Source organism: Streptomyces sp. NRRL S-1022 (assembly GCF_000720135.1).
Taxonomy (GTDB): domain Bacteria; phylum Actinomycetota; class Actinomycetes; order Streptomycetales; family Streptomycetaceae; genus Streptomyces.
This window is the reverse complement of sequence record NZ_JOIU01000052.1, coordinates 1-26,237: the sequence shown is the minus strand read 5'-3', so window position 1 is coordinate 26,237 and position 26,237 is coordinate 1. Positions and strand designations below refer to the sequence as shown.

Here is a 26,237-nt window from a genome sequence, read left to right as displayed (position 1 = left end):
CCGCCCTCACCCCGCGCCAGCGCGAAACGCGCCAACGCCCGCTCGTTCGAGAACGCGTAGATCCAGCGGACACCCCCGACATCACCCGTCAAAGGCGCCTCGTCCCCGTCCACCGGCACCAGCACCGCCGTACGCCGGAACTCACCCAGCAACACCGCGAACTCGCGCCGCCGGTGCTGGGGATCCTCAGTGGTCTTCGGTTGCGGGTCGGGCATCGCGACGTTCGCGTAGTCGTACAGCCGTGACTTCGGCGTTTGCGCTGCCGGTCCGGTGTGGGCCCCGTGTTCTTTCACGAGGGGATGATCACATCGGCGCATGCCGGGTTACAAAGCGGGGGGATGGCTTGTCGGGTCATGCCTCGGACAGTCCCGCGCACAGCCGCTTCAGTACCGCCCCGCACCTGCGGGCGTACGCGTGTTGCAGGCCGCGGGTGGCTGGGCCGCCTGCGCGGGCGTACCACTTGGCGGCCTTGCTGAAGGCCGCCACGGTGAGCCAGACCGTGCCGTCGCCGGTGCGGTCGACGACGAAGGCCTCCTCGCCGCATTCGGGGTGGCCCTGGAGGGTGCCGTAGGCCCAGCCGGCGCGGCGGGGCTCCTCGGCCGTCCATATGATGCGGCAGGGCGCCTTTATCACCCCGGCGAGGGTGACGGTGACGTCGATGCCGGGGGCCGCGCGGTCGGCGGCGGCGTCGAGGCCGACGCCCAGCGCGCGGTGCATCTCCCAGGTCAGGACCGCTTCGGCGGCGCGCCGGAAGACCTCCTGGCCCTCGCCGAGGCGGGTGCGGACGAGCATGGGGTGGAAGCCTGGCGGGCAGGACGTGAGATCGTCGCGGGTCACGCCGACCGGCTCGTAGGTGAAGGGGGCCGAAGACATGGGTCACAAGGGTAGGGCGGCACCCGGAAGGTTTCCCTCCCGGGTGCCGCCCTGCGTCAAGTCGTCGGCGATCAGGCGACGTTGACCGCGGACCAGGCCGCGGCGACCGCCTTGTACTCGGTGCTGGTCGAGCCGTACAGCGCCGACGCCGCGTTCAGGGTCGCCGTGCGGGCGGCCTTGTAGTTGGTCGTCGAGGTCATGTACGTGGTCAGCGCCTTGTACCAGATCTGCAGCGCCTTGGCGCGGCCGATGCCGGTGACCGTGGAGCCGTTGTACGTCGGCGAGTTGTAGGTCACGCCGTTGATCGTCTTCGAACCGCTGCCCTCCGAGAGGAGGTAGAAGAAGTGGTTCGCGACGCCGGACGAGTAGTGGACGTCCTTGGTGCCGACGGAGGAGGACCAGTAGTCCGACGAGCCGCCGTCCTTGCTGGGCTTGTCCATGTAGCGCAGCGGGGTGCCGTTGCCGGAGCCGTCGCCGTAGGTCATGCAGAAGCAGCTGTCGTCCCAGAACGCGTTGACGTAGGCGTTGCCGTAGTGCACGCGGGAGTAGGCGCCGACACCGTTGTTCTTGATGCCGCTGCGACCGAAGGTGCTCTTGTAGAAGTCCCAGGTCTCCGCCGCGCCGTAGGCGGCGTCGGCGGCCGCGGTCTGGTCGGAGGAGGAGGTCGAGGCGGTACCGGTGCCGAAGACGTTGGTCGAGCTGGCCACCAGGGTGCCCGTGCCGGACGTCTTGCGGGCCAGGTTGTACGTCTTGTGGTTGCCCCGCGCGCTGTCGGTGAGCTGGTACGTCGAGCCCGACTGCACCGAGTTGAGGGTGACCGTGCCGGAGTACAGCGTCTTGCCGGTCGCGTTCTCGATGCCCTGGTACTCGTAGAGCTTCTTGCCGGTGGCCGCGTCGGTGATGACGTGCAGCTGGTTCGGGGTGCCGTCGTCCTGGAGGCCGCCGACGACCGTCTCGTAGGCGAGGACGGGCTTGCCGGAGCCGGCCCAGATCACCTTGCGGGCGCCGTCCGCGGTGGTCTTGGCGGAGCCGAGCGTCTTGGCGGCGGACACCGCCTGCTTCTCGGCCTTCGCCGCGGTGATCTGCGGCTTGAGCGAGGAGACCTTGATGGCCGACTTGGCGGCCTTGGTGACGCCCTCGGTCTTGCCGGACTTGGCGGTGTGCACGATCAGGTCGCCGCCGAGCACGGGCAGGCCCGCGTAGGTGCGCTCGTAGCGGGTGTGGAGGGTGCCGTCGACGTCCTTGACGACGTCCTTGACGACCAGCTTCTCCTTGGCGCCGAGGCCTATCCGCTGCGCGGTGTCGGCCGCGCCGGCCTGGGCCTGCTGGATCAGGGTGGTGCGGGCCGCCGCGGACAGCTGGGTCGGGGCCGCGGCGAGGGGCTTGGCAGCCGGCTGGGCGGTGGCGCTGGTGGTCACACCGGTGGCGAGCAGGGCTCCGGCGGCGACGGCGGTGGCGATGGCCAGAGTGGTGCGCTTGTGACGCGCGTAGAGGGGGCTCACAGAAGCTCCTTCTCGTGGGGAGTCCGGTCAGTGTGGGGTTACTGGCCGGCTGTGTGGGGTTGTGAAGTGGCGGTGCTGCTGCGGCGGGTGGAGAGAGAGTGACATCAGGGGCGCGTACATGTCAGGACCCTGAAGTGATGTTGGCTGAAAAATGACCACTGGGTGAACGTTTCAGCTGTGTGAACGGACGCCGTCCGAGAGTGCCTCGCCCTCGGACGACGCCGTGATTCCGGGCCTGCGGACCTGCGATTTACGGGAACGTCAGCTTCCAGCCGTTGATCGTCCCGGTGTCGTAGGTGGCTTGATCCTGTACCCGCAACTTCCAGGTTCCGTTGGCCGGTTCCGCCGAGGCGTTGACCGTGTAGGTCTCGTTCACGTTGTCCGCCGAGTCCGAGGAGCTGAAGTTCTTCAGCCGGTAGGCGGTGCCCGAGGGGCCGACGAGGTCGATCACCAGGTCACCGCGCCAGGTGTGGGTGATGTCGACGGAGACCTGGAGGTTGCCCGGCGCGTTCCCGGTCCGGCCGGAGACGGTGATGTCCGAGGTGACCGCCGGCCCGTTGTCCGGGACGGCCACCGGGGTGGTGCTCTCGTACGAGGTGCCGCCGCCCCCGCCGCCGCCGGAACGCGAGCCGACCCCGACGCCCGCCCAGGCGTCCTGCACCGCCTTGTACTCGGCGCTGGAGGTGCCGTACAGCTCGCCGGCCGCCGCCAGGGTGCCGGTGCGGGCGCCCGCGTAGTTGGTGGTGGACGTCCACTTGGTGCTCAGCGCCCGGTACCAGATCTGCAGCGCCTTGTCCCGGCCGATGCCGGTGACCGGAAGCCCGTCCGCCGTCGGCGAGTTGTAGCTGACGCCGTTGACGACCTTGGCGCCGCTGCCCTCGCTCAGCAGGTAGAAGAAGTGGTTCGCGGGGCCGGACGAGTAGTGCACGTCGACGCCGCCGATGCCCGAGTACCAGTTGTCCTTGGACGCGCCGTCCTTGCTGGGCTTGTCCATGTAGCGCAGCGGGGTGCCGTTGCCGTTGATGTCGATCTTCTCGCCGTTGCCGGAGCCGTCGCCGTAGGTCATGCAGAAGCAGCTGTCGTCCCAGAACGCGTTGACGTAGGCGTTGCCGTAGTGCACGCGGGAGTAGGCGCCGACGCCGTTGTTCTTGATGCCGGTACGGCCGAACGTGCTCTTGTAGTAGTCCCAGGTGAGCGCGGCGCCGTAGTGGGCGTCCGCGCCCGCGGTGGCGGCGTTGGAGTTGGACCCGTTGCCCCAGGTGTCGGAGGACTGCGAGAACAGGGTGCCGGTGCCCGAGCTGCCGTGGTTCAGGTTGTACGTCTTGTGGCCGCCGCGCGCCCCGTCGGTGAGCGTGTACGTCGAGCCGGACTGCGTCGTGGTCAGCGAGACCTGCCCGCTGTACTGGGTGTTGCCGACGCCGGTCTCGATGCCCTGGTACTCGTAGAGCTTCTTGCCGGTGGCCGCGTCCGTGATGACGTGCAGCCGGTTGGGGGTGCCGTCGTCCTGGAGCCCGCCGACGACCGTCTCGTACGCCAGCACGGGTGTGCCGGTCGCCGCCCAGATCACCTTGCGGACGCTGTCCGCGGCCGGCCTGTCCGCGCCCAGCGCCCTGGCCCGCTGCACCGCCTGCCGCCGGGCGGCGGCCTCCGGCACGGCCGGGGTGAGACCGGCGACCTTCAGCGTGGCACCGGTGGCCCGGATCACCTCCATCGTCTTGCCGGACTTCGCGGTGGTCACGACCAGGTCGCCGCCGAGCACCGGCAGACCCGCGTACGTCCGCTCGTACCGGGTGTGCAGGGTTCCGTCGCCGTCCTTGACGACGTCCTTGACCACCAGCTTCTCCTGGGCGCCCAGCCCGATCCCGCGGGCGGTCGCGGCCGTGCCGGAACCGGCGTGGCGGACCAGTTCGGCGCGCTGCGAGGGCGTGAGCCTGACGGCGGAGTGGGCCGGGTTCGCCTTCCCGGCCTGCGGCGTCGCGGGTGCCGCGCTGGCCGCGCCGGACTGGACGGCGGCGGCGATGAGGGCGGCGACGCCGGCGAGGGCGACGGTGGCGGTCCTGCGGTGCGAGGTGTGGGAGGTGCGTCCGCGAGAGAGATTGCTTCTCAACACTGACTCCTTCTGCGTGACCGCGGGTCGCGCGGCCAGGGGAGACCGGACGGTGGGTTGGGACGTCCGGGCAGAACTGGGCGGTGCGAAAGCCACGTGCAGGTGCGGAGCCGGCTCACTCAGACGCGCAGTAACTGTGGGGTTGCTGTGAGTCGGCCTGGGAAGAGTGGCAGGAGATCACCCCATCTGTCAGGAGCGCGTCACGAAGTTGGCCGGAAACGGTTCGTTGACCGGATGTTCATGTTCGGTATGCGGACTCTTCGCCGGGTGGGACGCTCCTGGACGGGACCGGTCCGGCCGAAACTCGGTGGGCGATGTCAGCGGTGGTCCGTACGCTCCGGGTTGATGTCCTCGACGCGTGCAACCACCGACCGTTCCGCCGTCCGCACCCTGCTCCGCCTGTGGCCGTACGTCCGCCCGGTCCGCGCCCGGCTGTTCACCGCCGCGTTCGTCGCGGTCGTCGCCTCCTGTACCGGTCTGGTGATCCCGCTCGTCCTGAAGTGGCTGGTGGACGGGCCGGTCGCCGACCGGGACCCGGCGGGAGTGTGGCTCGGCGCGCTCTACCTGCTCCTGCTCGGTTTCGCCGAGGCGGTCCTGTTCGGCATACGGCGCTGGCTCGTGGCCCGGCCGCTGTCGCACGTCGAGGCGGAGATGCGGGCGGACCTGTACCGGCGGCTGCAGCGGCTGCCGGTCGCCTTCCACGACCGCTGGGCCTCCGGCCAGCTGCTCTCCCGGGGCACGACCGACCTGATGCTGGTGCGCATGTTCCTCGCGTTCCCGCTGACGTTCCTGCTCGTCAACGGCGTCACCATCCTGGTCGGCGTGGTGATCATGCTGCTGCAGGACTGGGTGCTGGGCCTGGTCATCCTCGGGCCCGCGGTCCCCGTGATGTGGACGTGCGTGGTCTTCGAACGGCGGTACGCGCAGGTGGCGCGCCGCGCCCAGGACCAGATCGGGGACCTGACCACGGTGGTCGAGGAGAGCGTGCTCGGCATCCGCGTCATCAAGGGCTTCGGCCGCCACCGCAGCCAGGCCCGCGCCTTCCGCGCACTGTCGGGCCGGCTGCGCGGCACGGAACTGCGCAAGGCACGGCTGCTGGCCACCATCTGGGGCGTCATCGTGACCCTGCCCGAGGTGGCCATCGGGGCGGCGCTGGTGCTGGGCGCGGTACGGGTGGCCGACGGGCAGCTGTCCGCGGGCACGCTGGTCGCCTTCCTCGGCACGGCCCTCGCGCTGCGGTGGCCGGTCGACTCGATCGGGTTCCTGCTGGCGATGAGCCAGGAGGCGGCCACCGCGACCGAGCGGTACTTCGAGGTGCGGGACGAGGAGCCGGAGGAGCCGTCGGCCGGGGCCGGGACCGCGCGCCCGCGCACGCAGGGCGGGCGGGGACTCCGGTTCGAGGACGTCTCCTTCCGCTACCCCGACGCGCCCCCCGGCTCCCCGCCCCTGCTCGCCCACATCGACCTGCACATCCGTCCCGGCGAGTCCATGGCCCTCGTGGGCGCCACCGGCAGCGGCAAGACGACCCTCACCGCGCTCGTCCCCCGGCTGCACGAGGTCACCTCGGGACGGATCACCCTCGACGGCGTGGACATCACCGCGATGTCCCGCGAGGAACTGCGCCGGAAGGTCGCCGTGGCCTTCGAGGAACCCACCCTGTTCTCGGCCAGCGTCGGCGAGAACGTGCTCATGGGCGCCCCGGACGGCGCCGGACGGCCGGAACTCGACCGGGCCCTCGCCATCGCGCAGGCCGACTTCGCGCACGCGCTCCCGCAGGGCACCGACACCCGGGTGGGCGAGCAGGGCCTCAGCCTCTCCGGCGGCCAGCGGCAGCGCCTGGCGCTGGCCCGCGCGGTCGTCGGCAGGCCCGGGTTCCTGGTGCTGGACGACCCGCTGTCCGCCCTGGACGTGCACACGGAGGCCGCCGTGGAGGCCGCGCTGCGCCGGGTCCTCGCCGACACCACCGCCCTGATCGTGGCCCACCGCCCGTCCACGGTGCTGCTCGCCGACCGGGTCGCCCTGCTCTCCGGCGGCCGGATCGCCGACGTCGGCACCCACCAGGAACTGCTGCGCCGCAACGCCGAGTACGCCCACCTGATGTCCGGGGAACAGGAGGACTCCCGTTGACCAGCACGACCGCCTCCACCCCCGCCGTCGCGGACGACGACCCCGACCGCCCCAGGGACACCGGCGGCGACCCCTTCGACCAGGACGTCCTGCCCACCCCGCCCGGCGCCACCACCGCCCTGCTGCGCTCGCTGCTCGCGCCCATGAAGGGCCGGGTCGCCCTCACCACGCTCCTGCTGCTGCTCCAGCAGGCGGCCGTGCAGGCGGGCCCGCTGCTGGTGGCGTACGCCATCGACACCGCCGTACCGGCGTTCCGGGACCACCGGAGCGGCCCGCTGCTCGCGGTCGGCGCCGGTTATCTGCTGTGCGCCCTCGCCTCCGGCGGGCTGCAGTTCGCGTTCATCGAGACCTCCGCGCGGGTCAACCAGGACGTGCTGCTGGACCTGCGGGGGCGGATCTTCCGGCACGCTCAGGCGCTCAGCATCGACTTCCACGAGCGGTACACCTCGGGCCGGCTGATCTCCCGGTCCACCACGGACGTCGAGTCACTGCGCGAACTCCTCGACGAGGGGCTCCAGGAGCTGGTGACCATCATCCTGTCCTTCCTCTCCATCTCGGCGATGCTGCTGTGGCTCGACCTCGGCCTCGGCGCGGTCGCGGTGGCGTCGTTCGGGCCGCTGTACCTGCTGGTGCGCCTGTACCGGCGGCGCGCGGGGCGGGTGTTCCGGGCCCGGTCCACGGCGATCGCGGCGGTGATCGTGAAGTTCGTGGAGACGATGAACGGCATCCGCCCGGTGCGCGCCTTCCGCCGGGAGGCCGTCAACGACGCCGAGTTCGCGGTGCTGAACCGGCGGCACGAGCGCACCAACGGGGACGCGCTGCTGGAGATGGCCCGCTACGTGGTCGGCTCCCGGCTGGTGGCCAACACGGCGGTCGCGGCGATCGTGCTCTGGGGCGCCCACCGGGTGGCGTCCGGCTCGCTCGAACTGGGCGTGCTGGCGGCTGCGGTGCTGTACCTGCGCCGGCTGTACGACCCGATCGACCGGCTCGGGATGTTCCTGAACTCCTACCAGTCGGCCGCCGCCTCCCTGGAGAAGATCGCCGGTCTGCTGGCGCAGACGCCGTCCGTGCCGGAGCCGGACCGGCCGCGTGAACTCCCGCCGCTCATGGGCGGGTTGCCGGGACGCGAGGTCGTCTTCGACGGGGTCCGGTTCGCCTACCGCACCGGCGGCGAGGTGCTGCCCCGGTTCGACCTGACCCTGCCCGCCGGGCAGACGGTCGCGGTCGTCGGCTCCACCGGCGCGGGCAAGTCGACGCTGGCCAAACTGCTCGCCCGCTTCTACGACCCCTCCGACGGGCGCGTGCTGCTGGACGGTGTGGACCTGCGCGAGCTGCCCGTGCCCGAGCTGCGGCGCGGGGTGGTCATGGTGACCCAGGAGGCGTTCCTGTTCTCCGGCACGGTCGCCGACAACATCGCGATCGGCCGGCCCGAGGCCACCCGGGAGGAGATCGAGCAGGCCGCGAAGGCGATCGGCGCGCACGAGTTCATCAGCGCCCTGCCCGACGGCTACGACACCGACGTCCGCAAGCGCGGCGGTCGCATCTCCGCCGGCCAGCGCCAACTGGTCGCCTTCGGCCGGGCGCTGCTCGCCGACCCGGCGGTGCTGATCCTGGACGAGGCGACCAGCTCGCTGGACGTGCCGGGGGAGCGGGCGGTGCAGCGGGCGATGACGACGGTGCTGCGGGGCCGTACCGCGGTGGTGATCGCGCACCGGCTGTCCACGGTGGAGATCGCGGACCGGGTGCTGGTGATGGAGCACGGCCGGATCGTGGAGGACGGCCGCCCGGACGAACTCGTCGCGGGCACCGGCCGGTTCGCCGGCCTGCACCGGGCCTGGCGGGACAGCCTGGCCTAGAACCCTTCGTTCGGATCAGGCCGGAGCGGGGCGCGGTGCCACGGCCCGCGCGCCCGGCGGGCTCCGGACGACAGGCCCTGGCCGTCCCGGCCGCGGCGGATCACGGCACCCCCAGCTCGAACAGCGCGTATCCCGCGTACGACCCGGAGGCCAGGGCCGCGATGCCCAGCAGGGTGCACAGCACCGGCAGGCTCAGCCGGCGCATCGCGACCGCGAGGGGCAGGAACAGGGGGAAGCAGGGCAGCAGGTAGCGGGAGATGTTGGCGACGATCTGCTGACTGCCGAGGACCAGGGCCAGGGTGAGGACGGTGTACAGGACCAGCACCGCCGGCGGGCGCAGCCGCAGCAGCAGCGGCAGGAGCGCGCAGGCGAGCAGGATGACACCGACCGCGATGACGTCGGCGAAGGGGTACGCGAAGAGGTAGTCGAACTTGCCCACCGGCACGGACGTCAGCACGTCCCAGGTCTGCTCGCCGTAGTCGAACCGGTGCGCCCACGCGCCCGACTGGAGCGTGAAGTAGCCGCCCAGGTCGCCCATGCGGTCGCCGACCCACAGCAGGTAGCCGAGCAGCCCCAGCGGGGCCAGGGCGGTGGCGAGCAGCGGACGCAGCGGGCCCTCCTCGCGGCGGCGCAGGCAGAGCAGCGCGGCCACGCCGAGCGCGGCGATCAGCGCGGCGGCCGTGGGCCGGTTCAGGCCGGCGGCGAAGGTGAGCACGCCGGCGGTGAGCCAGCGGCGGGTCAGCACGGCGTGGCAGGCCCACACGGCCAGCGCCACGTACAGCGAGTCGGAGTACACCGCCCACTCCACGCCCGAGCCCGGCCACACCGCCCACAGTCCGGCCGCCACGAGCCCGGCCCGCCGGCCGCCGAACCGCTCGGCGACGGCGTGGATGCCGAGGGCGGCGGCGAAGGAGGCGACGACCGAGACCAGCAGCCCGGCGCCGTACACGCCGAGACCGGTGACCGCCGAGGTCAGCCGCATCAGCGCCGGGTAGAGCGGGAAGAACGCCGCCGAGTTGCCCTCCAGCGTGATCAGGCCGGTGGCGCCCGGCACCGGGACGAGCCTCGGGTCGTAGCCGTGCAGCGCGATCTGCTGGTACCACCAGCCGTCCCAGGTGGCCAGCACGTCCCAGGCGTGGGCGCCGCCGCCGAACCGGGGGTGCCTGCGGTGGAAGTCCCCGGTGGAGGACAGCAGGTACATGAAGGAGCAGAAACCGGCCAGCTTCAGCGTGCCGAACACGGCGAGGACCGGTCCGTACCGGCGGACGGCGGCCCCGGACCGGGAGACGGACGCGGGACCGGGGGCCGCGGTGCGCAGGCCGGGCACGGTCGCGGTCACGGGGCGACCGGCCCCGGCCGGCGGCGGGCCAGAGTGCGCCGCATCCGGAGGATCCCGCGCAGGTCGGCCAGCGCGGTGGCGACGATGTCGACGCTGCTGTCCGGGTCGTCGACCCAGTCCACCGGCACCTCGTGGATCCTCAGTCCGGCCCGCTCGGCGAGCACCAGCAGCTCGGTGTCGAAGAACCACTCCCCGTCCCGCACCAGCGGCAGCAGCCGCTCGGCGGCCTCCCGCCGGACCGCCTTGAAACCGCACTGCGCGTCGGAGAAGCCGACGGCGAGCGTGCACCGCAGCAGGACGTTGTAGCACCGCGATATGACCTCGCGCTTGGGTCCCCGCACGACCCGCGCGCCGGGTGCCAGCCGGGTGCCGATGGCCAGGTCGGAGTGGCCCGAGATGAGCGGGGCGACCAGCGGCAGCAGCGCGGTGAGCCCGGTGGACAGGTCCACGTCGAGGTACGCCAGCACGGGCGCCCGGGACCCCGACCAGGCGGCCCGCAGCGCCCTGCCCCGGCCCTTGCGCGGCAGCCGCAGCGAGACGACCTCGGTCAGTTCGCCGGCCAGCCGGGCGGCGATGGCCGGGGTGCGGTCGGTGCTCGCGTTGTCGGCGATGGTGATCCGGAACGGGTAGGGGAAGGTGTCCCGCAGGTGCGCGTGCAGCCGCCGGACGTTGGGTTCCAGGTCCTTCTCCTCGTTGAACACCGGTACGGCCACGTCCAGGACGGGCTCCTCGCGGCCCGTCGGCAGCGGAGTGCGCCGGGGCGCCGGTGCCACGGCCGGGGGAAGGGCCGGTCGGCTCGGTCGGGTGAATATCACTGTTTACCCCGTTTGTTCCTGTTCATCGGGCATGCCGAGGGCACGCGGGAGCGGGCGGCAGGGCGGAGGCGCGCGGACTAGCCGGTCGCGCCGGTCGTCGAGGAGGGCTCGCCCGACGGCTCGGCGGGCTCGCTCACCGGCGCAGTGGCCGGCGCGGTCGTGCTGCCCTCCTGGGCGGTTGCGGTGGCCGGCGGTGGCCGGTGCGAGGCGGTGGCGGTACTCGTGGCGGTCGCCGGCGGGACGGAGGACGATTGGGACCGGGTCGGCGTCGGGGAGTCCGTCGTCGTCGCCGGGAACGTCGTGGACGGCGGCGCGCTCGGCGACTCGGTGGGTGACGGCGACGGCGAGGTGCTCGGCGTGGGTGACGGGCTGATCAGGGGCCGGGGGTGCGGTGCCGTGGGCCGGTCGTCGGTGTGGCCGTGCGGCCACAGGAACAGCCCCAAGCCGAGCCCGGCCACGGCCAGCACCGAGCCGGCCGCCCGGCGTGCCGTGCGCACCCGGCGCCGGGCCCGCACACCGGCGCGCAGCGCCTCCCGGTGCCGGGCCTCGAAGGGTGCGGGCTGCTGGGCCCGGTGCATGAGCTGCACCAGCTGCCGCTCGAACAGGTCGGAACCGTCCGTGCCGTCCTCGCGGCCGGCGCCGGGGGCCCCGTGCGGCCGGTCCGTGCCGCCCGGCGGGGTCAGCGGCTCCATACGGCGTGTGTGATCCATGCGGTCCATCCGGTTCCCGCGGTCCGGCCCGTCCCCGCGGCCGATCCCGTCCCCGCGGTCCATGCCATCCGTGCCATCCGTGTGATCCATGCGGTCCATGGGCTCTCCCTCACCCCACCGGCTCGATGACGTCGGACAGGAGCCGGCGCAGCCGGGCCACCCCGCGCGCGGCATGGGACCGGGCGGTGCCCACCGGGCAGCCCAGGGTCTCGGCGACCTGCCGGTCGGGCAGGTCCTGGTAGTAGCGCAGGACGACGGCGGCCCGCTGCTGCGGCGTCAGCTGCGCCAGCGCCGCCTCCAGCCGGGAGCGCTCGGCCACGGTCGCCGACATGTCACCGGCCGCCGCCACCTCGGGCAGCTGCTCCACAGGGCGCTCGCCCCACCAGCGCCGCCGCGCCGAGCGGGCCGCGGCCCGCGCCAGCACCTTGCGCACATAGGCCTCCGGCGCCTCGTCGGCGACCCTCGGCCAGACGAACCACAGCTTGACCAAGGACTCCTGCAACAGGTCCTCGGCGCGGTGCCGGTCCCCTCCGGTGAGCAGACGGGCGAGATGGAACAACACCGACCAGCGGGCCGCCACGAACGCGTCGTACTCACCGGCCCTGGTCTGCTCCATCCTCACGGTCCCCGTTCTCGCCGGCTCTTCCTCCACCAGGGGTAAGGCCCTGGACCCCGGCCGGCGCTGCACCCGCGGACCGTGATCCACGTCACGCCCGGACGGGTGCGGCTCAGGCGACCCGCAGCAGCAGCACCGCCCGGGCCGGCACCGTGATCTCCGCCCCCGCCCGGTGGACCGTACCGGGCGCCTGCGCCTGTTCCTCCACCGAGGTGTCCACGACCACCTCGTACCGCTCGGCCCAGGGCGCTCCCGGCAGCACGAAGCCGGTGGGCCGGTCGCCGGCGTGCAGCACCGCGAGGAAGCTGTCGTCCACCACCGGCGCGCCCCGCTCGTCGCGGCCCGGGATGTCCCGCCCGGACAGGTACATGCCGAGCGTGGCGGCGGGCGCGTACCAGTCGCCCTCGGTCATCTCCGCGCCCCGCGAGGTGAACCAGGCCAGGTCCCGCAGCCCGTCCGCGGTCTGGGCGCGCCCGGAGAAGAAGGCCCGCCGGCGCAGCACCGGGTGCCGGTGGCGCAGCGCGATCAGCCGCGAGGTCAGGTCCAACAGGGCCCGCCAGCCGGGCTCCCGCAGCAGCGACCAGTCCAGCCAGCCGATCTCGTTGTCCTGGCAGTAGGCGTTGTTGTTGCCGCGCTGGGTGCGGCCGAGTTCGTCACCCGCGACCAGCATGGGCACGCCGGTGGACAGCAGCAGGGTCGTCAGCAGGTTGCGCAGCTGCCGGCGCCGCAGCGCGCGCACCCGCTCGTCGTCGGTCTCGCCCTCGGCGCCGCAGTTCCAGGAGCGGTTGTCGTCGGTGCCGTCGCGGTTGTTCTCGCCGTTGGCCTCGTTGTGCTTGGTGCCGTACGACACCAGGTCGCGCAGGGTGAAACCGTCGTGCGCGGTGACGAAGTTGACGGAGGCGTAGGGGCGCCGGCCGCCCCAGGCGTACAGGTCGCTGGAGCCGGAGAGACGGTAGCCCATCTCGCGCACGTCGGGCAGGGCGTGCCGCCAGAAGTCCCGGACGGCGTTGCGGTAGCGGTCGTTCCACTCGGTCCACAGCGGCGGGAACGCGCCCACCTGGTAACCGCCGGAGCCGATGTCCCACGGCTCGGCGATCAGCTTCACCCGGCGCAGCACCGGGTCCTGCGCGATGACCGCGAGGAACGGGGAGAGCATGTCGACGTCGTGCATCGAGCGCGCCAGCGCCGCCGCGAGGTCGAAGCGGAAGCCGTCCACGCCCATCTCGGTGACCCAGTAGCGCAGCGAGTCGGTGATCAGGCGCAGCACCTGCGGCTGGACCACGTGCAGCGTGTTGCCGCAGCCGGTGTAGTCGGCGTACCGGCGGGCGTCGTCCTGGAGCCGGTAGTAGCCGCGGTTGTCGATGCCCTTCAGGGACAGCGTCGGCCCCAGCTCGCCGGCCTCCGCGGTGTGGTTGTAGACCACGTCGAGGATGACCTCGATGCCGGCCGCGTGCAGCGCGCGCACCATCCGCTTGAACTCGCCGACCTGCTGTCCGGTCGTACCCGAGGCCGCGTAGGCGGCGTGCGGGGCGAAGTAGCCGATGGAGTTGTAGCCCCAGTAGTTCCTCAGGCCCCGGCGCAGCAGGTGGTCCTCGTGCGCGAACTGGTGCACGGGCAGCAGCTCGACGGCCGTGACGCCAAGCTTCACCAGGTGCTCGATCGCGGCCGGGTGCGCGAGGCCCGCGTAGGTGCCGCGCAGCTCCTCGGGGATGTCCGGGTGCAGCTTGGTGAAGCCCCGGACGTGCAGCTCGTAGATGACCGAGTCGGCCCAGGGCGTCTTGGGGCGGCGGTCGTCGGACCAGTCGTCGTCGTCGTGGACGACGACGCCCTTCGGGACGTGGGGCGCCGAGTCCCGTTCGTCGCGCACGGTGTCGGCGACCGACTGGTCCGGCCAGTCCCGCACGTGCCCGTACACCTCCGGCGGCAGGCCGAACTCGCCGTCCACGGCGCGGGCGTACGGGTCGAGCAGGAGCTTCGCCGGGTTCCAGCGGGCGCCGGTCCACGGGTCCCAGCGGCCCTCGACCCGGTAGCCGTACCGCTGCCCGGGCATCACGCCCGGCACGAAGCCGTGCCAGATCTCGTGCGTCAGTTCGGTCAGCGGAATGCGCGTCTCCCGGCCCTGTTCGTCGAACAGGCTGAGCCGGACCGCCTCCGCGCCGGCCGCCCACAGCGCGAAGTTGGTGCCGGCGACCCCGTCCGGGCCGACCCGGAACCGGGCGCCCAGCGGGGTCGGCGCACCCGGCCACACGGCCGGGACGGGCGGTACGGCCCGCCGGGCGCCGTTCACCGCCGCCGGTTGCCCGCTCCCGGTGGCCGGCTCCCCGGCCGGCGCCCGCTGCTCGGCTGCGCTCGTCACTGTCGGCCCCTCTTCTCGGTGGGCACGCCCGAGGGGCGCGTCCGGCCGTGCCGAGCGGCCGGGGGAGCGTTCCGGCTCCCCCGGCCGCCCGGTACGACTGCGCCCCGACGGCTCCGAGGCGGGCGCGGCGGCTCCCCGACGTGTCGTCCTTGCCTCTGTTCTGCCCAGCGCGTGGCTCGCACTCACGTTTCCCCGGAGCGTGCCCGTCGTTGAGCCCTGCGTGAGGCACGTAACAGGACGCGCACGGCGCGCGGGGGCCGCGCTGGCCGCCGCACTGACATGGGCGGGGCTGCTCGCGGGCTGCTCCGCGGACGGCTCGGGCCCGCTGGGCATGGGCGGGGCACTGGGGGAGCCGCCGCCTCCCGAGGACGTCATCCGGGTGACCCCGGACGACGGCAGCAAGGCCGTACGGCCCGGCGACCGGCTGCGCGTACGGGTGCCCGGCGGGCGCCTGGAGAAGGTGACCGTGGTCAGGTCCCAGGACGCGCAGGACACGCCGGTCCCGGGGCACGTCGACGAGGACGGGCTGACCTGGCGGCCGGACGAGGACCGGCTGGCGCTGGCCGCCAAGTACACCGTCGACGTGGTCGCGCTGGACTCCCACGGCCGCCGCGCGGCCCGTCACACCACCTTCACCACCTACGTCCCCGACCGGCGGTTCATCGCCTACGTCACCCCGGAGAACCGCGCCACCGTCGGCACCGGCATGATCGTTTCGCTCTCCTTCAGCCAGGAGATCACCGACCGCGCCGCCGTCGAACGGGCCGTCCGGGTCAGCGCCCGGCCCCCGGTCGAGATCCGCCCGCACTGGTTCGGCAAGGGCCGGCTGGACTTCCGCCCCGAGCACTACTGGAAGCCGGGCACCGAGGTCACCGTCGACCTGGGCCTGCGGGACGTCGAGGGCGCCCGCGGGATCTACGGCCTGCAGGACAGGACCTTCTCCTTCACCGTCGGCCGCAGCCAGGTCTCCCTGGTCGACGCGGCCCGGCACACCATGGACGTACGGCGCGACGGGCAGCTCCTGGCCACCGTCCCCGTCACCGCGGGCGCCCCCAAGCACCCGACCTACAACGGGAAGATGGTGGTGATGGACATGCTGGAGGTCACCCGCATGAACAGCCAGACGGTCGGCCTCGGCGCCGAGTACGACATCGCCGACGTCCCGCACGCCATGCGGCTCACCGAGTCCGGCACCTTCCTGCACGGCAACTACTGGGCCACGGACGCCCCCGGCCGGGTCAACGTCAGCCACGGCTGCGTGGGCCTCGTGGACGTCAAGGGCGGCAGCTCGGACACCCCGGCCGGCTGGTTCTTCGACCGCAGCCTCGTCGGGGACGTCGTCGAAGTCGTGAACAGCAAGGACAAAACGGTCGCACCCGACAACGGCCTCGGGGGATGGAACATGGGCTGGAAGGAGTGGAAAGCGGGCAGCGCGGAGAAGTAACCAGGTGAGGGGTGGGGGCGCGGGTGCGGGTGCCGGGCGGAAGTTGCGACGGAACGGTGACATTCGCCTGACACCCCGCTCAAAACCTGGCAGCTAATATGCGCGCACAACGTGGTGGGGAGCGGGCCTGATCAGGGGTCCGGCGAGGGGAGAACAACTTGAACATGCGGCCTGTAGCGGGGGCGTCGGCTCGGGGGCGGCGAGGCCGTAGGGGACTGGCAGTCATAGCCGGCGCCCTGGTGCTGTCGCTCGCCGCGTGCGGCGGAGGCGGCGGATCGGGGTCCGGTTCCGGGGACGGCAAGGGCAAGGGCGGCAGCCGGAAGGGCGCGCAGTCCGCGGCCGCGGTCAGCATCGCGCCCAAGTCCGGCGCCACCGGCGTCGACACCAGTGGCGCGCTGAAGGTCAGCGTCGCCCAGGGCAAGCTGACCGAGGTCACCGTCAAGGACGAGAAGGGCACGAAGGTCGAGGGCGCCCTCACCGGGGGCGGCTCCTCCTGGACGCCGTCGTCGCATCTGGCGGCGGCCACCAAGTACACCGTGCACGCGGTGGCGAAGGACGCCGAGGGCCGCGAGGCCGCCGAGGACGCCACCTTCACGACGCTCACCCCGAAGAACACCTTCGTCGGTTACTTCACCCCCGAGGACGGCTCCACGGTCGGCGTCGGCATGCCGTTCTCCATACGCTTCACCCGGGGCATCACCAGCCCCGCGGCGGTCGAGAAGGCCGTGAAGATCAAGACCGAGCCGGCCGTCGACGTCGAGGGCCACTGGTTCGGCAACGACCGCCTGGACTTCCGCCCCGAGAAGTACTGGAAGGCGGGCACGAAGGTCACCGTCGACCTCGACCTGGACGGCGTCGAGGGCCGCGCCGGTGTCTACGGCAAGCAGCGCAAGACCGTGAAGTTCACCATCGGCCGCAACCAGGTCTCCGTCGTGGACGCCAAGAAGCACACGATGAAGGTCACCCAGGACGGCAAGGTCGTCAAAACCCTCCCGGTCACCACCGGCAAGCCCGGCTACGAGACCTGGAACGGCCAGATGGTCATGAGCGAGAAGCTCGCCGTCACCCGGATGAACGGCGAGACGGTCGGCTACGGCGGCGAGTACGACATCAAGGACGTCCCGCACGCCATCCGCCTCACCACCTCCGGCACCTTCATCCACGGCAACTACTGGGGCGGTGACGCCTTCGGCAACTACAACGCCAGCCACGGCTGCGTGGGCCTGCGCGACGTCCGCGGCGGCTACGACGGCTCCGTCCCGGCCGCCTGGTTCTTCGACCACTCGATGATCGGCGACGTGGTGGTCGTCAAGAACTCCCACGACGCCACGGTGGCCCCGGACAACGGCCTCAACGGCTGGAACATGGCGTGGGCCGACTGGAAGAAGTGACCCCCGGCTGACGGACGGGCCCGGTGCTGTGAGGAACGGCACCGGGCCCACTGTCGTTAGTGGCCGTTAACCTGACCTGCATGACCGTCACTCTGGAAGTCGCCGAAGGCGTCGGCACCCTGCGTCTGGACCGGCCGCCGATGAACGCGCTGGACATCGCCACCCAGGACCGGCTGAAGGAACTCGCCGAGGAGGCCACGCACCGCGACGACGTGCGCGCCGTGGTGATCTACGGCGGCGAGCGGGTGTTCGCGGCCGGCGCGGACATCAAGGAGATGCAGAACATGGACCATCCCGCGATGGTCCGGCGCTCCCGCGGCCTGCAGGACGCCTTCACCGCCGTGGCCCGCATCCCCAAGCCGGTCGTCGCCGCCGTCACCGGCTACGCGCTCGGCGGCGGCTGCGAGCTGGCCCTGTGCGCGGACTACCGCATCGCCGCCGACAACGCCAAGCTCGGCCAGCCCGAGATCCTGCTGGGGCTGATCCCGGGCGCCGGCGGCACCCAGCGGCTGCCGCGGCTGATCGGCCCCTCCAAGGCCAAGGACCTGATCTTCACCGGCCGGCAGGTCAAGGCCGACGAGGCCCTCGCCATCGGCCTGGTGGACCGGGTCGTCCCGGCCGCCGAGGTGTACGAGCAGGCGCACGCCTGGGCCGCGAAGCTCGCCCAGGGTCCGGCGCTCGCGCTGCGCGCGGCCAAGGAGTCGGTCGACACCGGTCTGGAGGCCGACATCGACACCGGGCTCGCCGTCGAACGGAACTGGTTCGCCGGTCTGTTCGCCACCGAGGACCGCGAGCGGGGCATGCGCAGCTTCGTGGAGGAGGGGCCGGGCAAGGCCAAGTTCGTCTGACCGCCGACGGCCCGCGCACCCCGCCGACTCCCTCCGGGTGGCGGGCAGTTGACGGGTCACCTCCGCCGGGTCCCTCGATGGGGCGGTTTATGGGAGCCTTAAGGCAGCCTTAAGTCTGCCTTGTCGAGGGAGCCTGGCGCTTGCCCGGAAGTGTGCCGTCTGCGCAGGTCAGCCGGGCTGTGTCCGACGCTGTCATGCCGAAGGCATATGCCGACCGACGGGCGTGGAACGGGGGCGTGCGGGGGGCGTATTCCTCCGGAACGGCCCCCAAGTCGGCTCCGGACGGCCATCATGGGGGCATGGCGGGGCTGGAGGGCATCGAACAGCCGCGGGGACACAGCCGTGCAGCCGCGGCGCGCTGGTCGCCCGCGGTCGAGGACGAACAGGCGCTCAAGGCGATCGAACTGTTCGGCAACCCGACGGAGGCGGAGGTGCCGCTGCCGTCCCGCCCCGAATCCGCCGCCACCGCCCGCCGGCTCGCCCAGGTCGTGGTCCTGCGCACCTGGCGGCTCAGCCCCAAGCTGGCGGAGGATGCGGTCTTACTCGTGTCGGAACTCGTCGGCAACGCCGTGCGGCACACCGGCGCCCGGGTCTTCGGCCTGCGGATGCGCCGCCGCACCGGCTGGATCCGGGTCGAGGTCCGCGATCCCTCGCGCGGGCTGCCCTGCCTGATGCCGGTCCAGGAACTCGACGTCAGCGGACGCGGGCTGTTCCTGGTGGACAAGCCACGTCCCCCACGTCCCCCGTGTCCCCCGCGTCCCCTTCCGTCCACCCCTCCGCGGCCGCCGCCCCCCGCGGTTACCCGGGCCTGCCCGCCCAGATCACCCACGGCCCGCGCAGCCGCCCCCGGGTGGCCCTCACCTTCCACGGCCAGGGCGACCCCGCCCTCGCCCGCGCCCTGCTCACCACGGCCGAGCGGCACGGCGCCCGGCTCACCGTGCTCGCCGTCGGCACCTGGCTGGACGAGCACCCCGACCTCGCCCGCCGCATCCTCGACGGCGGCCACGACCTCGGCAACCACACCCAGCGGCACATCGGCGTCAACACCCTGGCCGAGGCGGACGCCCGCCGGGAGATCACCGACTGCGCCGAGCGGCTCAAGCGGCTCACCGGCTCCATCGGCACCTGGTTCCGCCCCTCCCGCGCCCCCACCGCCTCCCCGCTCGTGGCCCGGCTGGCCCGCGCCGCCGGCTACCCGCACGTGCTGTCGTACGACGTCGACTCGCTCGACTACACCCGCCCCGGCGCCGCCGCCGTCACCCGCGAGGTCCTCGCCGGCGTGCGCAACGGATCCGTGGTGAGCCTGCACTTCGGCTACCCGGACACGGTCGCCGCCCTCCCCGACGTCCTGACCGAACTCGGCCGCCGCGGACTGCGCGCGGTCACCACCACGGAGCTGCTGAGCTGATGCGAACCACGAAAGCCGCCCGCCTGCTGGCCGCCGGTGCCGCCCTCACCGCCCTGACGCTGCTCTCCGCGTGCGGTGGCGGCGGGGACCGCGAGAGCGAGGCCCTCGGCAGTAAGGCCCCGGTCCCGCCGCGGGTGACCAAGCCGCGGGTGAACGTGCTGCCCGGGATGCCCCCGGTCGAGGACCCGGCCGACCTGTACGCCGCCGACCGGCCGGGCCGGTTCTCGCCCGTGGTCCGGGACTTCCCCTCCCGGGTGTACGTGCCGAACACCAACTCCGACACCGTCACCGTCATCGACCCCGCGACCCGCAAGGTCGTCGAGACCATCCCGGTGGGCCGCCAGCCCCAGCACGTCGTACCGTCCTGGGACCTGAGGACCCTGTGGGTCAACAACGACCTCGGCAACAGCCTCACCCCCATCGACCCGCGCACCGGCCGGGCCGGCAAGCCGGTCGCCGTGCACGACCCGTACAACCTGTACTTCACGCCCGACGGCAAGTACGCGGTCGTCATGGCCTCCATGGACCGCGAGCTGGTCTTCCGGGACGCGCACACCATGAAGGTCGTCAAGACCGTCCCCGTCACCTGCTACGGCGTGAACCACGCCGACTTCTCCGTCGACGGCCGCTACTTCATCGTCTCCTGCGAGTTCAGCGGCGAGATCCTCAAGGTCGACACGGCCCGGATGAAGGTCGTCGCCCAGGAGAAGCTGCCGCTGCGCGGCGCCATGCCGCAGGACGTCAAGATCGCCCCGGACGGCAAGCTGTTCTACATCGCCGACATGATGGCGAACGGGCTGTGGATCCTCGACGGCGACCGCTTCACCCGGCCCCGGTTCCTGGCCACCGGCAAGGGCGCCCACGGCCTCTACGTCAGCCGCGACTCCCGCGAGATGTACGTCTCCAACCGCGGCGAGGGCACCATCTCCGTGTTCGACTTCACCCAGGACCGGCTCACCAGGAAGTGGCACCTGCCCGGCGGCGGCAGCCCCGACATGGGCGGAGTCTCCGCCGACGGCAAGGTCCTGTGGCTCTCCGGCCGCTACAACGCCGAGGTGTACGCCATCGACACCCGCACCGGCGCCCTGGTCGCCCGCATCAAGGTCGGCAGCGGCCCCCACGGCCTCGCCGTCTACCCCCAGCCGGGCCGCTACTCACTGGGGCACACCGGCATCTTCCGCTGAAGCAGCAGCTCCGCGCCGACCGGACGGTAACCGGCCGCCTGGAACGCCCGCAGGCTGCGGGCGTTCCCCGGGGCGACCTGGGCCCACAGCGGCTCCCCGGCGAGCTGCCTGGCCGCGGTCACCAGCAGCCGGCCGAGCCCCCGGTCCTGTGCTCCCTCGTCCACCTCGACCGACACCTCCAGCCGCCCGGCGACCCCCCGTCCCATGACCAGCACCCCGCCCTCGGCGGTCCAGGCGCGCACCTCGTCGCGGCGCCCCCGGGCGTAGCCGATCCGGGGATGACCGGGGTCCGCGATCCCGCGCAGCGCGAGCGCCGGCCGGCCCGGCAGCGGCCCGGCCACCAGCACCGCGTCCACCGTCTCGCCGCGGCGCCCGGTCCGGTCCATGAGGGCGGTCAGGAACCGGGGGTGCAACGGCGCCGCCAGCGCGTCGCAGTCCGTGCCGCGCAGGGCCTCGCGCACCCACCGCGGGTCCTCGTCGGTGAAGACCACCGAGTGCCCGGTGAACGACATCACCCCGGCGTCCCGCGGTGACGGCTGCGGTACGACCGTCGTACCGCCGTCCGCGGCCGGGAAGACGCCGGCCGCCGCCGCGTCGAGAATGTCCCGCAAGGTCTCCACGGCCCGCTCCCCGAGTGTTTCGCCCACCGAAGGACCCAGCCTCGCAGACCTCCTGGGTGGTCGGCGCGGTCCGGTGTCCGGCGGGCCGTTAATCTGACCAGCGTCAGTACGCCAGCACGGCATGAGAAACACGAACAAAAAGGGGCGGATCGGTGGCGGACATCGAGGAAGCACGCAAGCAGTTCCAGCGGATCGACGCGGACGGTGACGGATTCATCACCGCAGCGGAGTTCAAGTCCGCCCTGGCGCAGCAAGGTGACTGGAACGTCACCGAGACGGTCGCGGCGGCCATCATCGCGTCCCGCGACCTCAACGGCGACAAGGTGCTGTCGTTCGACGAGTTCTGGGCTTACCTGAACAAGTGACCCGGCGACGGCAGGGGGCGCCCGTTCCGGCCGGAACGGGCGCCCCCTGCCGTCCGTTCGGCGGCAGCGCGGAATAGGCCGCGCCGGCATGAGGTTGACCCGGACGACAGAAGCATGCACATGCATCGACATCCGGAAGGCCAGCCATGAAGATCGGCATCATCGGCGCGGGAAACATCGGCGGCAACCTCACCCGGCGGCTCACCGCTCTCGGCCACGACGTCTCCGTCGCGAACTCCCGCGGCCCCGCGACACTCCGGGAACTGGCCGAGGAGACCGGCGCCACCGCGGTCCGGGCCGAGGACGCGGCCAAGGGCGCCGAGGTGGTCGTCGTCACCGTTCCCCTGAAGGCGGTCCCGGCCCTGCCCGCGGGTCTGCTGGACGGCGCGGCCGAGGGAGCCGCGGTGATCGACACCGGCAACTACTACCCGCAGCAGCGGGACGGCCGGATCGCGGCCATCGAGGACGAGGGCCTCACCGAGAGCCGCTGGACCGAGCGGCACCTCGGCCACCCGGTGATCAAGGCCTTCAACGGCACCTACGCCCAGGACATCCTGGACCGGCACCGCCCCGCGGGCGACCCCGACCGCATGGCCCTCCCGGTCGCCGGCGACGACGAGGCCGCCAAGCAGAAGGTCCGCGCCCTGATCGACGAACTGGGCTTCGACACGGTCGACGCCGGCACCATCGCCGACTCCTGGCGCCAGCAGCCCGGCACCCCGGTGTACGGTCTCCGGGCCGGCCGGCCCGCCGTGGAGAAGGCCCTGGCCGAAGCCTCCCCGGAACGCCCGGCCGACTTCCGGGGCTGATGTCCGGGGCCGGGCCCGCGCCCGGCCCCTAGGGGGTGGCCCACTCCTTCAGCGCCGCCTTGCTCGCGAAGTCCGCCACGTCCTTGTCGTGGGGTTCGCTGGTGTACTGGTGGAACCGCCACTTCGCCTTGATGCGCGGCTTGCCCGCGGTGACGTAGTCGGCGATCCACAGCCCGTCCCCGGCATAGGAGGTCGTGTCGAGGTCGAGCCAGAAGTGCCGGTTGCAGTAGAGCACGACCCGGTTGTGCGGCCGTAACTCCTTCAGCTTGCGCAGGAAGCGGTCCTTCTCCGCGTTGCTCGCGTGCGTTCCGTCGCCCGTGGTCTCCCAGTCGACCGCGAGGATGTCGCCGGCGCGGTCCGGGGCGTGGCGGAGGAAGTACTCGGCCTGGGCGGTGAGGTCGCCCGGCCACAGGAAGTGGTAGAAGCCGACGACCAGTCCGGCGTCGCGGGCGGTCTTCGTCTGCGCGGTCAGCCGGGGATTGACGTACGAACGGCCCTCCGTCGCCTTGATGAAGGCGAAGGAGAGGCCGTCCGTTCCGTAGGAGGAGGACTGGAAGACGCTCACGTCGATGCCATGCAGCATGTGAGGGTTGTCCCCCGCGAGCCGCTGTCCGGAACCTCAGCTCCGGGTGGTCACCGAACTCAGCACCGACGCGGACTTCGCCGACCAGTCCGAGGTGATCAGGCTCGCGTGCTTCCCGGCCAGGAGGGCCAGCCGCGCGGCGACTTCGGCGTCCGTCGGGTTGGTGGAGGAGATCGCCGGGGACACGCCGTGGGCGTCCGTGGCGATGAGGATGTAGTGGTTCGCGGAGTAGAACGAGGTGTCGTAGCCGTTGTTGACGTAGGCGGCCGCGTCACCGTCGAAGAACACGAACCAGGGGCGGATCGAGGCGTCGTAGCGGCTGGTGCGCGGATCGCCGTTCGCCGCGCCGAGCACGGCCGGGAAGGCCTGGGCCGCCGAGATGTTCCCGGCCGCGGAGAGGTCGCGCAGGTGGTCGCCGTACTCCTCGTCCGTCCAGTAGTGGTCGAACGGGTTGGACTGCTCCACCGTGCCCGGGATCAGGTCGAAGAGGAACTTGCCCCTGAGGGAGTCCCGGGCGGGCCAGGCGTTGGCCTTCGCCGCCGCGTCCAGCGTGGGGTACGTCCCGCCGAGCAGGTCGGCCGGCTTGTAGACGCCGGCGCCCAGTTTCTGTGCCACGAGCGTGTCGAACTCGTCCGGTCCGAGGCCCGCGTTGTTGTTGAACCCGACCTTCAGCTCCACCTTGACGAGGATCGGCGGGTGGTCGGGGTGGAGCTGGTTCCAGGCGGCCATGTTGTCCAGGCAGCTGCCGAGGTCCTGGTTGCGGCTCTTGCTGTACAGCTCGCCGGGGGTCTTCGCCGCCTCGCAGTTGTTGTCGTTGCCCAGCGGGTTGCTGTGGCTGACCCGCCAGCGGTGGCTGAGGGTGTCGGCGTAGACGTCCAGTTCCAGCAGTGAGGCGCCGGAGTCCAGCGCCTGTGCGAAGTACGTGTACTTGGACTTGTCGTACGCGTTGTGCGTGCCGATGGCCGTCGTCTCGGAGAACTTCGGCGACGCCGCCTGTGCGTTGCCCGGTGCCACCGCCAGCAGAGCCGCGGCCCCCGCGAGCGCCGCCAGCCGTCTCAATCCACGCATCCCCGAACTTCCCTTCGCTGTCGCCGAGTTGACGGCAGCGTAGGGCCGCGCGGTTACCGTACGGTAGCCCCGGGAGGAACATGGTGCACCAGGCGGCACGCATCCGGCCGGTCTGGCGCGCGGAGGCTTGAACCGGTCTTGGCATGCGCATGCTCATCAGGGTGAAGCGGCACGGCCCACCCAGGCCGGCGCCCGCCTCCCGTTTCCTCCACCCCACAAGGAGACATGGTGCTACGACCCCGAAGACTCTCCCTGGCCGGCCTCGCCCTGGCCACGGCCGCCGCGGGCCTCACCCTGCTGCCCGCGAGCGCCCAGGCGGCCCCCGGCGGCCACGCCACGGCGGCGGCTGCCCCGGCCGCGGCCGCGACCGTACCCGACATCGACGTCAGCCGGGTACAGGCGCACCTCACCGAACTCAACGCCATAGCCAGCCGCAACGGCGGCAACCGCAGGTCCACCACCCAGGGCTACCGTGACTCGGTCGCCTATGTGAAGGGCAAGCTCCAGGCGGCCGGTTACACCGTCACCGAGCAGGCCTGCACCTCCGGCTGCACCAGCGGCGCCGGGCCCAACCTGATCGCCGAGTGGCCCCAGGGCGACGCGTCGAAGGTCTACATGTTCGGCTCCCACCTGGACAGCGTCTCCGCCGGACCCGGCATCAACGACAACGGCTCCGGCAGCGCGACCCTCCTGGAGGTCGCGCTCAAACTGGCCGAGACCAAGCCGTCGATGGCCGCGCGCGTCCGCTTCGGCTGGTGGACGGACGAGGAGCAGGGCCTCAACGGCTCGGACTTCTACGCCCGTTCGCTGACCTCCGCGCAGCGCACGGCGATCAAGGCCTACTACAACTTCGACATGGTCGCCTCGCCCAACGGCGGCTACTTCATCAACCACATCACCTCCGCCGCCGCCGCGCCCATGAAGGCGTACTGGGACTCGCTGAACCTCCAGCCCGAGGAGAACACCGAGGGCGCGGGCCGCTCCGACGACTACTCCTTCGAGAACTACGGCATCCCGACCTCCGGCTACGCCATGGGCGCGAGCGCCCGCAAGACCTCGGCGCAGGCGGCCAAGTGGGGCGGTACGGCAGGCGCCGCGTACGACGGCTGCTACCACTCCTCCTGCGACACCACCGCCAACATCAACGCCACCGGGCTGAACCGCAGCGCCGACGGCGTCGCCTACACGCTGTGGAAGCAGGCGGTCGCGGACACCGCCCCCACGAACGACTTCTCGGTCTCGGCGAGCCCCGCCACCGGCAGCACCGACCCGGGCACCTCGCTGACCACCACCGTCTCCACGGCCACCACCAGCGGCTCGGCGCAGACGGTGACCCTGTCCGCCTCGGGCGCCCCCTCGGGCGTCACGGTCTCCTTCAGCCCGGCCTCGGTGACCTCCGGCGCCTCCTCCACGGCGACGGTCTCCGTCGGCTCCTCCGTGCCGCCCGGCACGTACCCGCTCACGATCACCGGCACCGGTACCGGTACCACCACGCACACCGCCTCGTACACGCTCACCGTCAAGGGCGCGGGCGGCTGCACGGCCTCCCAGGCCGTCTCCAACGGCGGGTTCGAGAGCGGTACGTCGCCGTGGACGGGTGACACCGGTGCGATCGGCACGTTCAGCGGCCAGTCCGCGCACTCCGGTACCCGCTACGCCTGGCTCGCGGGCTACGGCTACGCGGCCACCGACACCGTCGGCCAGACCGTGACCGTCCCGTCAGGCTGCACCAGGGCGACCCTGAAGTACTGGCTGCACGCCGACACCGCCGAGTCGGGCACGACGGCGTACGACACCTTCCAGGTCAAGGTCGACGGGACCGTGAAGCAGACGTACTCCAACGCCGACGCGGCCACGGGGTACACCGAGCGCACCCTGGACCTGAGCCAGTACCTCGGCCGGCAGATCACGCTGACCTTCACCGCCACCGAGGACTCCAGCCTCCAGACCAGCTTCGTCGTCGACGACGTCACCCTGACGACGAGCTGAGCCGCGACTCCGGCCGGCCCTCTCCGAGGAATGCCGGGAATGCCGGCCGGAATACGGGGTAGACGCGGGCTTGCCGGACAATGGACCGGCGAGACGGGGCCGATCGCCTGAGAGGGACATGTGATGCCGACGACGACCGTGCAGACCGCTGGACGTGCGGTGGACGTTCCGGAGATCGCGGATCCGTCCCGGGTGGCGCCGAAGGACGCGCGGGAGTTGTCGAAGCT

General features: G+C 72.1%; 19 protein-coding genes and 4 pseudogenes. 11 read left to right on the top strand and 12 right to left on the bottom strand.

The features are described 5' to 3' along the window. The 4 genes and pseudogenes from IG05_RS43025 to IG05_RS0140210 all read right to left on the bottom strand — a co-directional run. Nucleotides 1–293: pseudogene (locus IG05_RS43025) on the bottom strand (hypothetical protein); the annotation flags it as partial. Nucleotides 294–351: 58 nt separating this feature from the next. Next, nucleotides 352–873 (bottom strand): DUF1990 domain-containing protein, encoded by a 522-nt coding sequence (locus IG05_RS0140220; RefSeq protein ID WP_030349065.1) that lies wholly within the window; start codon nt 871–873, stop codon nt 352–354. 71 nt (nt 874–944) lie between these two features. Further along, nucleotides 945–2,375, bottom strand: a complete 1,431-nt coding sequence (locus tag IG05_RS0140215) for a M4 family metallopeptidase (protein WP_030349064.1) — start codon at nt 2,373–2,375, stop codon at nt 945–947. A 250-nt stretch (nt 2,376–2,625) separates the two neighbouring features. Continuing rightward, on the bottom strand, nt 2,626–4,482 hold the full coding sequence (locus tag IG05_RS0140210) for a M4 family metallopeptidase (protein WP_030349063.1): 1,857 nt from the start codon (nt 4,480–4,482) through the stop codon (nt 2,626–2,628). Between the two features lie 345 nt (nt 4,483–4,827). Between IG05_RS0140210 and IG05_RS0140205 the strand changes: the two genes are divergently transcribed. Both IG05_RS0140205 and IG05_RS0140200 read left to right on the top strand, forming a co-directional pair. Continuing rightward, entirely contained in the window at nt 4,828–6,609 is a 1,782-nt protein-coding gene (locus IG05_RS0140205) for an ABC transporter ATP-binding protein (RefSeq protein WP_030349062.1), read from the top strand. Beyond that, a complete protein-coding gene (locus IG05_RS0140200; protein WP_030349061.1) occupies nt 6,606–8,465 on the top strand; it encodes an ABC transporter ATP-binding protein in 1,860 nt (619 codons plus the stop codon). The genes IG05_RS0140205 and IG05_RS0140200 overlap by 4 nt, the downstream gene beginning before the upstream one ends. A 100-nt stretch (nt 8,466–8,565) precedes the next feature. On the opposite strand, the gene IG05_RS0140195 is transcribed toward IG05_RS0140200, so the two are convergent. From IG05_RS0140195 to glgX, 5 genes and pseudogenes are all read right to left on the bottom strand, one after another. After that, nucleotides 8,566–9,804 (bottom strand): membrane protein, encoded by a 1,239-nt coding sequence (locus IG05_RS0140195; protein WP_030349060.1) that lies wholly within the window; start codon nt 9,802–9,804, stop codon nt 8,566–8,568. Nucleotides 9,805–9,827: 23 nt separating this feature from the next. Next, nucleotides 9,828–10,550: pseudogene (locus IG05_RS0140190) on the bottom strand (dolichyl-phosphate beta-glucosyltransferase); the annotation flags it as partial. A 146-nt stretch (nt 10,551–10,696) separates the two neighbouring features. Further along, complete coding sequence (locus IG05_RS0140185) at nt 10,697–11,329, bottom strand: hypothetical protein (protein ID WP_158839135.1); 633 nt, start codon at nt 11,327–11,329, stop codon at nt 10,697–10,699. A gap of 109 nt (nt 11,330–11,438) precedes the next feature. Continuing rightward, the gene (locus tag IG05_RS0140180) at nt 11,439–11,945 is read right to left on the bottom strand and encodes a SigE family RNA polymerase sigma factor (protein WP_030349057.1); all 507 of its coding nucleotides are present in this window, start codon (nt 11,943–11,945) and stop codon (nt 11,439–11,441) included. Nucleotides 11,946–12,057: 112 nt separating this feature from the next. Then, nucleotides 12,058–14,301 (bottom strand): glycogen debranching protein GlgX, encoded by a 2,244-nt coding sequence (gene glgX / locus IG05_RS0140175; protein ID WP_030349056.1) that lies wholly within the window; start codon nt 14,299–14,301, stop codon nt 12,058–12,060. 220 nt (nt 14,302–14,521) lie between these two features. Here glgX and IG05_RS0140170 point away from each other — a divergent pair, with 220 nt between their 5' ends. From IG05_RS0140170 to IG05_RS0140150, 6 genes and pseudogenes are all read left to right on the top strand, one after another. Beyond that, nucleotides 14,522–15,745, top strand: a complete 1,224-nt coding sequence (locus IG05_RS0140170; protein WP_030349055.1) for a L,D-transpeptidase — start codon at nt 14,522–14,524, stop codon at nt 15,743–15,745. A gap of 158 nt (nt 15,746–15,903) precedes the next feature. Then, nucleotides 15,904–17,136: a L,D-transpeptidase gene (locus tag IG05_RS0140165; protein ID WP_420707659.1), complete on the top strand. Its 1,233-nt coding sequence runs from the start codon at nt 15,904–15,906 to the stop codon at nt 17,134–17,136. Between the two features lie 80 nt (nt 17,137–17,216). Beyond that, the gene (locus IG05_RS0140160) at nt 17,217–17,984 is read left to right on the top strand and encodes an enoyl-CoA hydratase/isomerase family protein (RefSeq protein ID WP_030349053.1); all 768 of its coding nucleotides are present in this window, start codon (nt 17,217–17,219) and stop codon (nt 17,982–17,984) included. A 299-nt stretch (nt 17,985–18,283) separates the two neighbouring features. After that, nucleotides 18,284–18,709 (top strand): annotated as a pseudogene (locus tag IG05_RS46285) (ATP-binding protein); the annotation flags it as partial. 20 nt (nt 18,710–18,729) lie between these two features. Then, nucleotides 18,730–19,392 (top strand): polysaccharide deacetylase family protein, encoded by a 663-nt coding sequence (locus IG05_RS0140155; protein ID WP_234336269.1) that lies wholly within the window; start codon nt 18,730–18,732, stop codon nt 19,390–19,392. Further along, nucleotides 19,392–20,576, top strand: coding sequence for a beta-propeller fold lactonase family protein (locus IG05_RS0140150; RefSeq protein ID WP_030349051.1), 1,185 nt, complete (start codon nt 19,392–19,394; stop codon nt 20,574–20,576). The genes IG05_RS0140155 and IG05_RS0140150 overlap by 1 nt, the downstream gene beginning before the upstream one ends. Here the strand turns inward: IG05_RS0140150 and IG05_RS0140145 are convergent. After that, a complete protein-coding gene (locus tag IG05_RS0140145; RefSeq protein ID WP_030349050.1) occupies nt 20,543–21,196 on the bottom strand; it encodes a GNAT family N-acetyltransferase in 654 nt (217 codons plus the stop codon). The two genes, IG05_RS0140150 and IG05_RS0140145, sit on opposite strands and share 34 nt — an antisense overlap. A 152-nt stretch (nt 21,197–21,348) precedes the next feature. Between IG05_RS0140145 and IG05_RS0140140 the strand changes: the two genes are divergently transcribed. Both IG05_RS0140140 and IG05_RS0140135 read left to right on the top strand, forming a co-directional pair. After that, nucleotides 21,349–21,561 carry an EF-hand domain-containing protein gene (locus tag IG05_RS0140140; protein WP_030349049.1) on the top strand — a complete coding sequence of 71 codons (213 nt, stop codon included), beginning with the start codon at nt 21,349–21,351 and terminating at the stop codon, nt 21,559–21,561. A 146-nt stretch (nt 21,562–21,707) separates the two neighbouring features. Further along, the gene (locus tag IG05_RS0140135; RefSeq protein ID WP_030349048.1) at nt 21,708–22,370 is read left to right on the top strand and encodes an NADPH-dependent F420 reductase; all 663 of its coding nucleotides are present in this window, start codon (nt 21,708–21,710) and stop codon (nt 22,368–22,370) included. A gap of 28 nt (nt 22,371–22,398) precedes the next feature. Here IG05_RS0140135 and IG05_RS0140130 read toward each other — a convergent pair whose 3' ends face one another. Beyond that, entirely contained in the window at nt 22,399–22,953 is a 555-nt protein-coding gene (locus tag IG05_RS0140130) for a glycoside hydrolase family 25 protein (RefSeq protein ID WP_030349047.1), read from the bottom strand. A gap of 36 nt (nt 22,954–22,989) precedes the next feature. After that, nucleotides 22,990–24,021 (bottom strand): phosphatidylinositol-specific phospholipase C domain-containing protein, encoded by a 1,032-nt coding sequence (locus tag IG05_RS0140125; protein WP_030349046.1) that lies wholly within the window; start codon nt 24,019–24,021, stop codon nt 22,990–22,992. A gap of 246 nt (nt 24,022–24,267) precedes the next feature. Between IG05_RS0140125 and IG05_RS0140120 the strand changes: the two are divergent. Then, nucleotides 24,268–26,010, top strand: a pseudogene (locus tag IG05_RS0140120) (M28 family peptidase); the annotation flags it as partial. Nucleotides 26,011–26,237 lie beyond the last annotated feature (227 nt).